This is a genomic window from Chitinophaga flava (assembly GCF_003308995.1).
GTDB classification, from domain to species: Bacteria; Bacteroidota; Bacteroidia; order Chitinophagales; family Chitinophagaceae; genus Chitinophaga; species Chitinophaga flava.
In genome coordinates, this window is sequence record NZ_QFFJ01000003.1 from 159,742 (window position 1) to 174,709 (window position 14,968).

Annotated in this window: 11 protein-coding genes; 6 read left to right on the forward strand and 5 right to left on the reverse strand. The window is 47.4% G+C overall.

Features of this window, described 5'->3' with window-relative positions; all coding sequences use genetic code 11:
* Nucleotides 1–879, reverse strand: coding sequence for a LysR substrate-binding domain-containing protein (locus DF182_RS31550; protein ID WP_113619897.1), 879 nt, complete (start codon nucleotides 877–879; stop codon nucleotides 1–3).
* A 132-nt stretch (nucleotides 880–1,011) separates the two neighbouring features.
* Here DF182_RS31550 and DF182_RS31555 point away from each other — a divergent pair, with 132 nt between their 5' ends.
* Complete coding sequence (locus DF182_RS31555) at nucleotides 1,012–2,274, forward strand: MFS transporter (RefSeq protein WP_113619898.1); 1,263 nt, start codon at nucleotides 1,012–1,014, stop codon at nucleotides 2,272–2,274.
* Between the two features lie 65 nt (nucleotides 2,275–2,339).
* Here DF182_RS31555 and DF182_RS31560 read toward each other — a convergent pair whose 3' ends face one another.
* On the reverse strand, nucleotides 2,340–3,470 hold the full coding sequence (locus DF182_RS31560; protein ID WP_245957670.1) for a glycoside hydrolase family 43 protein: 1,131 nt from the start codon (nucleotides 3,468–3,470) through the stop codon (nucleotides 2,340–2,342).
* Nucleotides 3,471–3,609: 139 nt separating this feature from the next.
* On the opposite strand from DF182_RS31560, the gene DF182_RS31565 reads away from it, so the two are divergent.
* Nucleotides 3,610–6,825 carry an AsmA-like C-terminal region-containing protein gene (locus DF182_RS31565; RefSeq protein WP_113619899.1) on the forward strand — a complete coding sequence of 1,072 codons (3,216 nt, stop codon included), beginning with the start codon at nucleotides 3,610–3,612 and terminating at the stop codon, nucleotides 6,823–6,825.
* A gap of 105 nt (nucleotides 6,826–6,930) precedes the next feature.
* Here DF182_RS31565 and DF182_RS31570 read toward each other — a convergent pair whose 3' ends face one another.
* The 3 genes from DF182_RS31570 to DF182_RS31580 all read right to left on the reverse strand — a co-directional run bounded on the left by DF182_RS31570 (nucleotide 6,931) and on the right by DF182_RS31580 (nucleotide 11,975).
* Entirely contained in the window at nucleotides 6,931–7,164 is a 234-nt protein-coding gene (locus DF182_RS31570) for a class I lanthipeptide (protein WP_113619900.1), read from the reverse strand.
* A gap of 122 nt (nucleotides 7,165–7,286) precedes the next feature.
* Entirely contained in the window at nucleotides 7,287–8,936 is a 1,650-nt protein-coding gene (locus DF182_RS31575; RefSeq protein WP_113619901.1) for a RagB/SusD family nutrient uptake outer membrane protein, read from the reverse strand.
* Between the two features lie 27 nt (nucleotides 8,937–8,963).
* A complete protein-coding gene (locus tag DF182_RS31580) occupies nucleotides 8,964–11,975 on the reverse strand; it encodes a SusC/RagA family TonB-linked outer membrane protein (RefSeq protein ID WP_113619902.1) in 3,012 nt (1,003 codons plus the stop codon).
* 462 nt (nucleotides 11,976–12,437) lie between these two features.
* On the opposite strand from DF182_RS31580, the gene DF182_RS32430 reads away from it, so the two are divergent.
* The 4 genes from DF182_RS32430 to DF182_RS31595 all read left to right on the forward strand — a co-directional run bounded on the left by DF182_RS32430 (nucleotide 12,438) and on the right by DF182_RS31595 (nucleotide 14,940).
* On the forward strand, nucleotides 12,438–12,578 hold the full coding sequence (locus tag DF182_RS32430; RefSeq protein WP_153260025.1) for a hypothetical protein: 141 nt from the start codon (nucleotides 12,438–12,440) through the stop codon (nucleotides 12,576–12,578).
* An 85-nt stretch (nucleotides 12,579–12,663) separates the two neighbouring features.
* Nucleotides 12,664–13,263 (forward strand): TetR/AcrR family transcriptional regulator, encoded by a 600-nt coding sequence (locus tag DF182_RS31585; RefSeq protein ID WP_113619903.1) that lies wholly within the window; start codon nucleotides 12,664–12,666, stop codon nucleotides 13,261–13,263.
* A 163-nt stretch (nucleotides 13,264–13,426) separates the two neighbouring features.
* On the forward strand, nucleotides 13,427–14,428 hold the full coding sequence (locus DF182_RS31590) for an NAD(P)/FAD-dependent oxidoreductase (protein ID WP_113619904.1): 1,002 nt from the start codon (nucleotides 13,427–13,429) through the stop codon (nucleotides 14,426–14,428).
* Nucleotides 14,429–14,454: 26 nt separating this feature from the next.
* On the forward strand, nucleotides 14,455–14,940 hold the full coding sequence (locus tag DF182_RS31595) for a DUF2938 domain-containing protein (protein WP_113619905.1): 486 nt from the start codon (nucleotides 14,455–14,457) through the stop codon (nucleotides 14,938–14,940).
* Nucleotides 14,941–14,968: the final 28 nt, after the last annotated feature.

The following is a 14,968-nucleotide window of genomic DNA, read 5'->3' on the forward strand; positions in this document are numbered from 1 at the left end:
TTACCTGACTTCTGTCTTCAGCAATTCCTTCACAAACAGATCTACTGCCTTTTTCCGGTAAGTCCCTTTCTGCCAGAGGATATAAGCTCTGCGCAGCAGCGCCTTGCCGGCAATAGGCACCGCCACGAGATTTTTCCAGCCATTGAGCGCCCGCTCATTCAACAGGGTTACCCAGTGACCACTCTCCAGCAGCGAGAGTATGGCGTGCACATCATTCAGCTCTATTTTTACCGCAGGATATACTTTGTGTTTTTCCAGCACTTCACTTAAAAAATCACGGGAACTAAAACCTTTGGATGCCAGGATCAGCTCCATGCCATTGAGACTTTTGAGGTCGATTTCCTTCAGTTGCGCCATGGGGTGTTTTTTGGACACAGCCATGACTACTTTGGAGGTGAACATTTCCTGGTACTCGAATTCTTTACCAGGCTTCAGCTGATGAAAGGCCAGGATAAAATCCAGTTCTGAGGAACGGAGCTTGCGCTCCAGCTCTTCCGTATTACCGTAGTCCACGAAGATGCGAATGCCCGGATATTTGCCGGGAAAGGACGTGAGTGCCGGCAACAGCAGCGAAGTGAATGCGTAGGTGGCGCCAATGCGAAGCTCACCTGTCAACAGGTTCTGCAGATCTTCTATTGCCTGTTTTCCCTTCTCCACATCCAGCAGTACCTGACGGGCATGCAGCAGGAATACGCTGCCTGCTTCTGTTAGTTGTACATGCTTGCCCACCCTGTCAAACAGGGGCATGCCCAATTCTGTTTCCAGTGCTTTGATTTGCTGTGACAGCGTAGACTGGGTAATATACATAGCCGCGGCGGCGGCTGTGAAATGCGCTGTTTCCGCCGCTTTCACAAAATAGGCCAGTTGACGAAGCTCCATACATCAATCGGTTTTACTAATGGATATCATTAAAACAATCTATTTTACAAATATATCAATGTGAGCGAAATTTGCATCAATTGATTCTTAAAAAGGAATGTCTTCATTCCCGCTACATAAACAGATTATTTGATGGATGTTTTTCGTTCTTTAAAATCACGCAATTACCGGCTCTTTTTCTACGGACAGTCAGTCTCTCTGATTGGCACCTGGATGCAGAAAACAGCCGTTTGCTGGTTGGTATACCGGTTAACCAATTCCGCTGTATTATTAGGTATTGTCAGTTTTGTGAGCCTTATTCCTTCTTTGTTTTTATCTCCCTATGCAGGCAGTTATATAGACCGTCACAACCGTTACCGGCTGATGGTCTTCACGCAGGTGATATCCATGCTTCAGGCCGGTGCGCTGGCGCTGATGCTACTGTTGCGTATTTACAATATACCGGGCATTATCTTACTGTCGCTGATACAGGGTATTATCAATGCTTTTGACGTTACCTGCCGGCAGTCGCTGATGGCAGAGATGGTGGAAAACAGGGAAGACCTGCCCAATGCTATTGCGCTGAACTCCACCATGGCCAACTTCGCCAGGATTGCCGGACCAGCATTGGCAGGTATTATATTGAGTACTTTTGGAGAAGATATTTGTTTTGTAGGCAACTTCCTGAGTTATGTGCCGGTACTGGCTTCTCTTTTTATGATGAAGATGACGTTGCCGCCGGTAGTGAAATCTGAACGGAGTATATGGGCGGAGCTGAGAGAAGGATGGGACTATATTTCCCATGACAAAGACCTCTCCTCTCTCCTGCTGATGCTGACTGCCAGCAGTCTGCTGGTGATGCCCTTCAACACGCTGATGCCGATCTTTGCGAAAGACATCTTTAACGGTAACGCCAAAACGTTCAGTTGGTTTGAGAGTGCAGCCGGCCTGGGTTCTATTCTGTCGGCTATCTATATGGCACAGCTGAAGGGAGGCAAAGATATGGTCAGGATTATGATCACTTCCAGCCTGATATTTGGTTTGAGCCTGATATTACTTTCCTATTCCGGCTGGCTGCCGCTGGCGCTGCTGTTTATGATGATCTCCGGTGTTGGTATGATGGCGCAGACATCAGCCATCAATATCTATATGCAGACCCACGCCATTCCTGAGATGCGTGCGCGGGCTATCAGCTACTTTATCATGGCTTATCAGGGTATGATCCCTATTGGCAGTCTGCTTACCGGCCTGCTGGCACATTGGATAGGACCTCGTTTGACCGTATGCATAGCAGGATTGACCGGTATCGCCGCCACTGTTATATTTGTAAATCATCGCAGAAAAACCAATCAGACAGGAGTGTTTCCAGCTGGGAAAAACAGCCGCCGGCAATGGAAATGGAAGGCCCAGGATTAGGACTTGTCAGCGAAGATTATACAATTCCCCGAGGCGAAGGCCCCGGGGAATTGCATAATATGTGATTATAGTTTCAGTTGTTTTACTCCTTCCTTTGTCATAATGACGGATTTGATTGTTCCATCTTCATTAAAAAACATTTCATCGATACAAGTCTCCCGTGCATTAGCATCTTTCAGTCCTAACGGACGGCGGTGGTATACGATAAACCATTTGTTTTGTGAGGCTGCATGGATAATAGAGTGATGGCCTGCGCCTGTAGCAATGGCCGGATCCTGCTGCAGTATTTTTCCTATCCTCCGGAAAGGCCCCGTGGGTGTGTCTGCTATGGCATAGGCCACACTGTAGTCGGGGCCGGTCCATCCACCTTCTGACCACATAAAATAGTATTTACCATTTCGCATAAACATCGTAGGTCCTTCTACATATTTCTCCGGTGTTATTTCCCGGAAAACAGTGCCATCGGAGAAAGGAACGAAGCCAGTGAAGTCATCTTTCAGCCGGGCAATATTACAATGGCCCCAGCCGCCATAGATCAGGTAAAAGGCGCCGTCTCTATCCTGAAATACGTACTGGTCTATTGGCTGGGCTTTGTTATAAAAACTATCGATGAGTGGTTTTCCCAGATAATCGCGGTAAGGGCCTTCGGGTTTATCTGCTACTGCTATGCCTATCCCGCCAGGCTCTCCGTTTCGTTGGATATCATTGGCCCCGAAGAAAAAAAAGTATTGTTTTCCTTTTTGAATCACGGCTGGCGCCCACATAGCACGTCTAGCCCATTTCACCACAGCGGTGTCCAGTATCCGCGGATGTTTTTTCCAGGTGATGAGATCTGTGGAAGAAAAGGCATCAAAATAAACCTGCTGGTTATACGGAGCTGAGAAGGTGGGGAATATCCAGTATGTTTTCCCGAATACCACGCCTTCCGGGTCCGCATACCAACCAGGGAAAACGGGATTGCCTACACGAAGTGGCTGTTGTACTATGCGGGCAGGTGGCTCCGGCTTTTCTACGATGTAAGCGACCACGTTTTCTTCCAGGATTATCTCTGCTTGCTCAGGCTGCAGGGAATCAGCCAGATGAGCGGTAGCCATTGTTAATTCCTTTTCTCCGGTATGGCCTGATTGTGGCTTCTCCCGGGCATACACTACCTGTGTTAATATCAAGGCGGTGATGAGCAAGGGTTTTGTATTCATTGCAAAAACGATTTTGTTCTGCCGGAAAATAATAAAAACGTTTATACTTATCCGGTAAAACTTTAACACATTCCCAACACCTACTGAAACATATACATTTTTATTTTTAATACTTTTACGGGTTAGAATGGCCTAATAGATGAAAGCAGGAAAAAAATTTATCAGAGTGGCGCTGATCTCCCTGGCAGGATTGCTGTTATTAACCGGTATTGCAGCCGGTATTCTGTACAGTCAGCAACAGCGGCTAACCCAACTGGCAATAGAAGAGCTGAACAAACGATTTGCCGGTGAGCTGGTGCTGGAAAAAAGTAGTATTTCGCCCTTCAGCAACTTTCCTTACGTATCTATTGCCCTCCATAAGGTTCGTTTTTATGCCAATAAAAAAATGGACGGGAAACCCTTATACCAGGTAGAGAAACTGTATGCCGGCTTCAGTTTAATTGATATCCTGCAACAGCGTTACCAGGTGCGGATTGTAGTGCTGTCTAACGGTAACGTACATGTTGCCAGAGCTGTCAACGGAGAGGTAGACCTGATCAAGGCACATACCCTCGAGACAGATGCCTCCCCCGCTCCTGCCGACAGCAGCAAAGGGCCTAGCCTGGACCTGAAAAAAATAATCCTTAAAAATATTGACATTACTTACCTGGATGCTGTTTCAGGCTGGAATGTGGTGTCTCATATCGATAAGATCAAAACCTCCTTCAAGATAGAAGGAGACCGTATGGCGATACAGACAGATGCCCAGCTGATGCTGGATATCACCAGCAAAACAGACACCGTATTGTTCCGTAACCGGAAAGTAGCTTTGAATCTGCAGGGTGACTATCTCCTCAACAAAAATCAGATCAACATCTCCCCCAGTAATATCAAACTGGGAAATGCCAGTCTTTCCCTGCAAGGCAGTGTTATCCTTGATAAAAAAAATTATGTAGACCTCAAGTTTAAAGGCGACCGACCGGACCTCAACCTGCTCTTTGCCCTGGTGCCCGATGATATTGCAGCCATGCTGGAAAAATATCACCGTGACGGCCGTATTTTCTTTGATGGCACTGTGAAAGGAAAAGTGGGCAGAAATGAAATGCCTGCCATTTCTGTCAACTTTGGTTGTGAAAACGTGTGGTTCCAGAATAAACATATAGACCGTAAGCTGGATTCATTAGGGTTCCGCGGATATTATACCAATGGCAACGCACATTCCCTGAAGACTTCTGAACTACATTTACTCAATATCAACGCCAAACCAGGCAAGGGTGTATTTAGGGGTAATTTTGTGATGAAGGATTTTACTGATCCGCAAATTGTGATGCAGGTATATTCTGAACTGGATCTTCGTTTTGTAGGTGAGTTCCTCGGTATCAAGGACCTGGAACAGATTCAGGGCCAGATAGCACTTAACATGAACTTCAAGGAGCTGGTAGACATTCACCTGCCGGAACAGCAGCTGGCCAAATTAAAAGAAGGTGTACAAAGTGAGCTGACGGTCAGCAACCTGGAGTTCCGCATCCCCAACTATCCCCTGCCTGTGCGTAAAATGAACCTGCATGCGCAGTTAAAAAACGGTAGTCTGTTGCTGGACTCTGTCGCTTTTCGTATAGGCAACTCCGATATAAGCGCCAGCGGATCTGTCAGCGATCTGCCGGCTATCTTCCACAAACAACAAAAGCCGGTGGCTGTTACCTTTAAAGCCAGCAGCAATATGATCCGTCCGGGAGAGCTGTTGCTGGCCGACAGTACTCATCGGGTGCTGCGCCAGGAAGTGATCTCCGGCTTTAATATCGGGCTGGCGCTGGAAACTTCCGTACAGGAACTGCTTCATCCCAATCCATTGCCCAGAGGCACTTTCAAGCTTACCCATCTGAATGCAGGCTTCAAACAATACCCACATGCCCTGCATGATTTCAGTGCAGACATCATGATCAATGATACCAGCCTGCGGGTACGCAATTTCTCCGGCAATATCGACAGCAGTGGTTTTGTTTTTAAGGGAAGGCTCAACAATTATCCGCTTTGGTTTACCAAAATCAAAAAGGGCAGAACGGAACTGGCTTTCGACCTGCAGTCGGACCGTATTGCCGTCAACGACCTGATAGGCCCGCGTGGCCGCCAGTTCATCCCACAGGGCTACTGGTATGAAGAAGCCGGCAAACTGTGGTTGCGCGCCAAACTGAATATGCGTTATGATACCGTGTTTAAAAGAGTAGACGCACATATCGCCAATATATCCGGCACACTGAAGCAACATCCGATACAGCTGGAGAATATCAAAGGAAGAATACGGTATGGCACCAACCGTTACCTTGTAGTGGACACCCTCACTGGTAAAATCGGCGCCAGCGACTTTGATATGAACCTGAAAATATATGCAGGCCCCGACAAGAAAGGAAATCCACGCAGCAATTTCTTCAGCTTCCATTCCAAATTCCTCCATGTGGATGAGCTGATGAATTATGATTTTACAGACCATACAACGGCCGCCGCTCCTAAAAAAGCGACTACCGTCCGCGAAAACGACTCTTTGCATGCAGCAGGCTACAATATTTTTAAAACACCTTTCTCTGATTTTGATGCACAGGTAAACATCGGTAAGATCCGGTACCGCAAGCTGTGGATGAAAGAAGTGGTAGCTTCGGTACATATGCAGAAAGACCAGCGTATCCGGGTAGATACGATCTCTGTACGGATGGCAGGCGGGCATATTGGCATGCGCGGTACTTTCAACGCGCAGGACCCCAACAAACTTTATTTCAGAAGCGGCATACGGCTGGATACAGTAGACATGACGAAGATGCTGATGAAGTTTGACAACTTCGGTCAGGACTTTGTGCTCAATAACAATCTGAAAGGCAAACTGACCGGGCATATCAAAAGTAATGTGCGGTTGCATCCAGACCTTACGCCGGTGTTGAGTGAAACCACTGCCAAAATGGATATTGAAATCCACAACGGCACACTTATAGACTTCGGGCCTATGCAGGCCATGTCTGCCTATTTTAAGGATAAGAACCTGCGTATGATACGCTTTGATACCCTGCGCAACAAACTAACCTTTAAAAACGGCGTATTGGACATTCCCAACATGAACATCAATTCTTCCATCGGTTATATTGAGGTGTCCGGCAATCAATCACTGGACATGCAGATGAACTATTACCTGCGTGTTCCCATGCGGATGGTCACTTCTGTTGGATTTCAGGCGTTATTTGGCCGTAAACAGGAAGAAGTGGACCATGAGCAGGTAGACGCCATCGAAAGCGTGGAAAAGGGCAGAAAAGGCCGATTTATGCACCTACGCATTTCCGGCACTCCGGACAAGTACAGAATCGGATTGGGTAAAGCGAAGAAAAAAGCCTGAGGAGTTATTTGATGATACGAAGCAACTCGTTTAAAAAATAAAGAGGGTGTCTCCTATGTTTGTAAAGGCAAAGAGATACCCTCTTTTTCCGGGAAGACTACATGATCAGCCAATCACACAGGTCGGGGCGTTTGTAGGCCAGCACGAAACGGCACGGGTATTACAGGCGGCATCATAGGTAGCACAATCAAATACAGAACAGAGGTAGGTTGCATGCAAGGATTGAACATAGTTATCCCCGGGCGCGGATGCTCCACCCGCTATCTTTTCCTGGGATAAACTACTGATCACTTCTTTGTTCAGAGCAAGTTTGGGGAGATTCATTTTTTTCTTCTTCATAACGGAATTGTTTTTGGTGAGATATAAAATTCGCTCTTAGGTCTGCATAAAGTGCGCAGTAGTGTGCATTTAAGAAAGGAGCAGCCGAAGCTGCTCCTTTTAGTTTTATACCAGTGTCTTGATTAATACCCAGGATTGCGCAGCAGTTTGGGGTTCAGCGCCAGTTCTATTTCCGGTATCGGGAATACACGACGGAACATATCATTGTCCTGTGCTTTAAAGCCCCATTTGCCTTCGAATTTACCGAATCGGATCAGGTCATTTCTTCTCCATCCTTCCCAGGCAAATTCGCGGGCACGCTCTACCAGCAGGTCGTCGAGGGTGATACCGGCAACTGGTGTAGTACCCGCTCTGCTACGGATTTTATTCACCAGTACATCTGCTGTCTGCAGTTCTCCTTTGACAGTAGTAGGCGTTGCTCCCCGCAGAATCGCTTCTGCCTTCATCATCAGCACGTCGCCCAAACGGAACACAGGCATATCGGTGTTCTGGAAACGGGTGGAGGTATTGACGTTTTTGTCGGGATAAAATTTAATAGAGCGGGCACCTTTTAGCTGACCGAGGAGATCGTTTCCTACATCGAGTTTTCCTTCACCGCCGGGTTTGAGTTTCATTTCCGGTGTGATGGTCACCACCCAGTCTATAGGCTGATCGGGGCCGGAATAAGAAGCGTCGAGGGTTTTGGTACTGGTGCGGACGATGTTCTTGGAGCCGTCTTTATTGGTTTGTTCACCTGCCAGCCAGGTGTTGTTTCGCACATCATTAGGCTGGTTAAAGAGCGCATAAAAATCGGCAATAGTACTGAGGGCCACGCTGGGACCGAAAGCATCCGGAAGGTCGAATTTGGCCTTCAGGAAAGGATGCAGGCAGAAACGGGTAAAGTGGCAACCAGGTATCAGGTTGGCATCATAAGGGATAGCGAAGATGGTTTCCTTTATCTGCGGACCATTATCCGGTTTGAAGACAGCTGTATAATCAGCATCCAGGGTATAAGGCGCGTTGATAAGGATGCTGTCTGCCATCGCCACTGCATCGGTATAACGAGGCGTTCCGGTGTAGTATTCGGCGTTGAGATACATTTTTTCCAGCAGCGCATAAGCCATCCATTTGGTGGCGCGGCCATAGGTAGAACCGTCTACTTTAGATGGCAGGTCGGGCAGGGCAGCTTTCAGGGTATTTTCAATGAAAGCAAACACCTCTTTCCTGGGTTTGGTTTCCGGCAGGGAAGACACCGGATAAGTGTCTACGATGGGAATATTGCCGAAAGAGTCCATCATAAAGAAATAAAAGAGGGAGCGCATCGCTTTCAGTTCGGCTACCGCAGTATTTCTGGCAGTACCCTGAGGCAGTCCCTGGGCGAGGTTCAGCGCATTATTGGAGATATTGATACCACCGAAGCCCCATTGCCAGGAGCTGATCACAAAAGGCAGGTTGCCTGTCCAGGTGTGCAGATGGAGGAAGCGGTATTTACCACCATCGTCGTAGTTACCGTCGCGGGCAGGGATAATGGCTTCATCGGTGCACAGTTCCTGCAGCATCCAGTAGTCTACTGCATAACTGAAGCCGGTACCGTTCATAAAGTAAGTACCGTCGCCAGACTTGGAGTTGGCCAGCTGTGCATATACAGCGCCAACGGCAGTAGCATAGGAAGCAGTGTTGGAGGGGAAGTTGCCCGGCGTATAACGGGACTCTACGTCCACATCGAGCTTACGGCATCCTGCCAGGGCCACTACGGCCGCCAGGGCCATACTCAGCAATTTATATCGTTTCATATCGATCAGTAGGATTAATGTTAGTGATTAAAAAGTAGCATTCACACCGAAGATGAAAGACCGTGTTTTAGGATAGTAATTACGTACATCGATGCCGGGCGTAAGGCCACCCAGATCGATTTCCGGATCGATACCGGTATAGTTCGTGATTGTGAACACGTTGGTAACGTTGCCGTATACACGTAATGCGCTGATATAAGGACTCTTTGTTTTAATAGTATATCCCAGTGTCAGGTTTTCCATTCTGAGGTAGGAACCACTTTCCAGGAACCTGTCGGAGATGAGGAATGAGTTCTTATCGTTATAGGATTCGCGGAGGGTGTACTTCGCGATATTGGTCATCTTGGCATCGGTAGGTGTGTTGATGGCGGCCAGTGTGGCGTTCAGGATTTTATTGCCTGCTACACCACGCATAAAGATGCTCAGATCAAAACCTTTGTAGAGGAAGGTGTTGTTCCAGCCATAAGTGATCTTAGGCTGTGCATTGCCGGCTACCATCAGGTCTGCGGTGCTGGGTGAGGTGGTAACGGTACCATCTGCTTTCTGATAGGTAGATACGCCGTCTTTGTCTTTACCCAGGTAATGGAACAGGGTAAAGGTACCGATAGGCTGCCCTTCAAGCACTTTCTGGCTCCAGTTGCCGGACTGTCCTTTACCACCGAGTATAGCAGTAGGAATGTCTTTCAGCGTAAAGCGGTCATTGGCCAGAGAACTGATTTTGTTGGTATTGTGAGAGGCGTTGATACTTGTTCTCCAGGTAAAGTTTTTAGATCTGATCACATCTGCATTGATCACTACTTCCACCCCTTTGTTGCTTACTTTTCCTACGTTGGCCAGCAAGGTAGTAGTGATGTACTGGGTGGTAGATACGGGGTAGTTCCAGATAAGATCGGAGGTTTGTTTATCGTAGTAGTCGATGGCGCCGCTCAGTCTTCCTTTGAGGATGCTGAAGTCGATACCGGTGTTGAACATTGCAGTCCGTTCCCATTTCAGGTCGGGGTTTGCATTTTGTACGGGAGCGATGGCGTTGATCAGCTGACCATTATCGTAGTAACGTCCTACGGTGCTGTATTGCAGCTGGGCAGTGAGCGGATCGAAGCCCAGGGAGTTACCGGAGATACCGTAGGAAACTCTCAGTTTAAGATCATCGAGTGCGCGGACAGTTTTCAGGAAAGACTCCTGGCTGAGGCGCCATCCCAGTGAGGCAGCGGGGAAATAACCCCAGCGGTTATTTTTACCAAAGGCAGAAGAACCATCATTACGGAGTGAGGCCTGGAAATAATATTTATCTGCGTACTGGTAATTAACCCTGCCGTAGTAGGAAATGAGGCGGAGTGTAGTGAGTGTTGTCTGACCGGAGTTATCGAACACGATCGTACCAGCGGGCGGGTTGCTGAGCGCGAGGTTGTTCCAGGTAAGTGCGTCGCTGGCGAAGCCCTGGGTGGTCACACCAAATCCGTCGCCGCTGCGATCTTCCTGCCAGGAGTAACCTGCCAGCACTTTGATGTTATGTTTTCCAAATGTTTTATCGTAGTTGAAATAGGACTCGATGATATTACGTGTATTCATCCACGATACCCGATTGGCTTTACCGCCATTACCTTTGGCCAGTGTAGAAAGGCTGTTGTAATATACGTTGCGGTTATACTGTTCCTTTTGGGTGGTGAGGCTGGCGGTATAGGTAAGGCCGGGCAGTATTTTCACTTCAGCCAGACCGGTGGCCAGAAACTTCGATGATTTGGTCTGATCTTTATTGTTGGCGATCAATGCCACGGGGTTGCTGCTACCGCGAACGTTGCCTGCAAAGTCTTCGGTGAAGCTGCCATCGGGGCGTGTAACCGCTACCGTAGGCAGGTAGTTGAGCATGTTGTATAATACCGCATCCGGCACGTTGTCCTGTTTGGTGGAGGTATTAAACACCGAAAAATCGAGGCGGAGGCGGTCGTTGAATGCGCGCTGGCCTACGTTGGCGCGTATACCGAGCCTGTTGAGCGCAGAGCCTTTGATGATACCGGGGTTATCGAAGTAGTTGACGCTGAAACCATAAGTGGTGGCTTTAGAGCCACCCATCAGTGATAAGTTGTGATTCTGGGAAACACCGGTGCGTTGTACTTCTTTCTGCCAGTCGGTATTGACGAGGTTCTGTGTACCAGGAATCGTGTCGTTGTTGGCCGGAGCGAGCACCTGGCCATTATCTGCCAGATATTTACGCAGTTCGTCGCCGGTAAGTACTTCCAGGCGTTTAGCTACTTTTTCTATGCCTGCATAGGCGTTGTAGGCAATACGGAGCTGGTCAGTTTTAGGACGGCGTGTGGTAACCATAATTACACCATTGGCGGCCCTGGCGCCATAGATAGCCGTAGATGCACCATCTTTCAGTACATCAATAGTAGCAATATCATCCGGTGGTACCATATCTATGGGTGCTCCAGGCACACCATCGATCACATAAAAAGGCTCCTGTGCGCCGGAACGCAAAGTAGAAGGACCTCTCAGTATAACCGTTGGCGTTTGGTTCGGATTCCCACTTTTGGTAATTGTTAGGCCGGGTACTTTACCTTGCAGCAACATAGCCGGGCTACCGATTACGCCTTGTGTAAATTCACCGGCATTCAGTGAACTAATGGAACCGATTACATTTTTTTTGCTGGTTTTACCATAACCCGTAATTACCACATCGTTGAGCTGACGCAGCTGCGGAGACAAGGAAATGCTAAGTGTATGCTGCCCTCCTACCGGTACTTCTTTACTGTCGTAACCGAGGAAAGCAATATGCAGCGTGGCATTGGCATTGCTCACCTCCAGCTTAAAGACGCCGTCGACGTTTGTTACAACACCTGTTTTAGTACCTGCTTCAGAGACGCTGACACCCGGAAGTGGTTGTTTTTTTTCATCCGTAATTTTACCCTGGATACTGAATTTTCCCTGGGCTATTGCATGCTGCGACAGTAGGCAGAGGCAAATGACCATAGCCGTAAAAGCATAACATACCTTTACGTAAAAATTCAGCAGTTGGCTACTGAAATAGCATTTGTTCATAAAATGTGTGCTTTAAATTTAGCTTTAGGTAATGATGATTAAATACCGGATACCTGTGTGTATCCATGAAGGAATTCAAATGACTTTTTTTAATTTCGTGGAATCATTCATCTGTAAGGCTTTTCGGTTGACACTGGTGTAAAAATTTTGGCCATAGGATGTATACATAAATTTCCACTTTGCCAGTGCGAACTCACCGCAGCGATTTTTTCCATTACATATTACATAAGCAGGTTTGTAGTCACGTTGTAAAACTAGAAAGGAGATTGAGGATTTAATAATGAAACGTGTTACCAGATTATTAATAATTCATTGTTGATCATCTCTCTGAAAAAAGTATAACAGACAAAAGAGAATCGTTAACTTAGTTGACATATCAATATCAATACGATAATTATATGAGGACCATCCTATCTCTCCTACTGATCATACTTCCACTTTTTTTATGCTCAATCTAAAGGCATGGATGCGGATATCGTTTTACTGAAAGCAGATCCTCATGCAGACAGCCGGCATTTTGATCAGGAGGGCTATACCATCCGCAACAGGAAAATTATTTATAATGATGCAACGGACCGGCAGCCTGCCGGCGACCGGAAATAATAAAAAATATTGTCTGTTTGTTATTTCCGTACTAAATTTGCCGAACACTGTTCGAAAATCAAACAACATTTTTTAATTTTTTGTCATGGGTAGTAAAGAAAGGATTGCCAGGGAGAAAGAGCAGGTTAGGAAAAACATCCTGGATGCGGCGCTGGAAATCATCATTGAAGAAGGCTGTCTGGCGCTGAGTATGCGCAAAATAGCAGACCGTATTGAGTATGCTGCCGCCACTATCTACGAATACTTTGCCAACAAAGACACCATCCTGGCGGAGCTGACAGGGCAAGGTTATACCCTACTGGCCAATGCCGTTAAAAAAGCCGGAGCCAGCCATACCGCAGCGGCCGAAAAAGTAAGTGCGATGTGGCTGGCCTACTGGAGCTTCGCATTCCGCCATAAAGAGCTGTACAAGCTGATGTATGGTATACAGGTGAGCTGTCCGAAGCCGGAGGGTGAAATCAGGAATATAGACCTTCCCCGCCAGTTGTTTACAGCGGCCATTACCGGCCTGATCCCAGGCTCTGCTGTCAGCGATGAGGCTGTAATCAATAAATACTATGCATTGTGGGCCACTGTGCATGGCCTTGTGTCCATCAACATAGTCAATGAAAAGCTGGGCAAGGAGGTCAACCACAAGATACTTGAACATGCCATTGCAGCGATCATCCATGCCAAACACAAGTAATACAACTTTTTAACGGGAAACAGGACTGGTGGTCAACGGAGCCGCTTCTTATGGCATCCTGGCCACCATGGCTGACCTGGCTTAATGGAATGATATTCCATTTTTTTGTCTCAAAAAACCGAACACCGTTCGGAACTAATATCAGTGTTCGAAATACAATATTATGATTACAAGACGAAAGTTTATTTCTCAGAATGGCATATTGCTTTCTTTATCGGCCCTGCCTGGCGCGTTGGTATCATTTGCGCCGGCCGGAACTAAACCGGAAACAGCTGTTTTTGATACCATTATCATTGGCGGCAGTTATGCAGGATTATCGGCTGCACTGGCTCTGGGACGGGCCTTCCGGAAAGTACTGGTGATTGACAGTGGTCAACCCTGCAACAAACAGGCGCCTGCATCTCATAACTTCCTCACACAAGACGGAGAAAAGCCGGCAGTCATCCGTAACAAAGCCAGACAGCAGGTAGCAGCCTACAAAAACGTTACTTTCTATGATGGCCTGGCTATCAGCGGCAGCGCCACCAGTAATGGTTTCATCGTTAAAACCCAACAAGGACATCAATTTACAGGCAAAAAACTTTTGCTGGCCAGTGGTGTTAAGGATGTATTACCGGACATAGCAGGATTTTCAGCATGTTGGGGGACTTCCATTATTCACTGTCCTTATTGCCACGGATATGAATACGGTCACCAACCTACGGGCATTATCGCCAATGGAGACACCGCCTTTGAACTGGCACAGCTGATATCCAACTGGAGCAAACAACTCACGGTATTTACCAATGGTAAATCTACTTTGACGACCGAACAGCTACAGCGGATACAAAAAAATCAGATCGGCATTGTGGAAACTGACATCTCGCGAATTGAGCATCAGGGCGCACAGTTAAAGGCCCTGCATCTGGCAGATGGCAGCAGGCATCCGTTGCAGGCGGCGTACGCCAGACCTAAAGCAATACAACATTCAGATATTCATCAGCAGCTGGGGTGTGAACTGATACCGCAAGGCCTGATAAAAACAGACGCATCACGCAGGACCAGTGTGCCGGGTGTTTTTGCCTGTGGCGACAATTCTTCGTTCCGCTCTATTGCTACTGCCGTGCATTCCGGATCCATGGCAGGATTTGCCATCAACGCGGAATTGACCGGTGAAACTTTTTAATACTTTTTTTAAAAAAATACCAACAAATGGAAATGATTATTAAAGCTATTTTGATAGGCGTTGGCGCAACTATCATCATGGACCTGTGGGCTATCTTTCTGAAGACATTTTTTAGCATTCCGTCACTCAATTATGCTTTTGTAGGCCGCTGGATCGGGCATATGACCAAAGGGAAATACATGCATCAAAGTATTGCGACAGCAGCGCCTATACCGGGAGAAACAGCTATTGGATGGATGGCGCATTATATGATCGGCATTACCTTTTCTATACTGCTGGTACTAATCTGGGGCGAACAGTGGACGGCATCTCCTACTATCGGGCCGGCTTTGATTATTGGAATAGGAACCACGGTAGCGCCTTTTTTCCTGATGCAGCCGGGCATGGGGCTTGGTATTGCTGCATCCAGAACACCGAAGCCGGACGTAGCCAGGATGCGTAGTCTGATGGCCCATACCGTGTATGGGATAGGGTTATACTTAGCTGCTTTACTACTTACACGTATCTACTAACTATTCCCCATATACGAAAAAGCGGGTG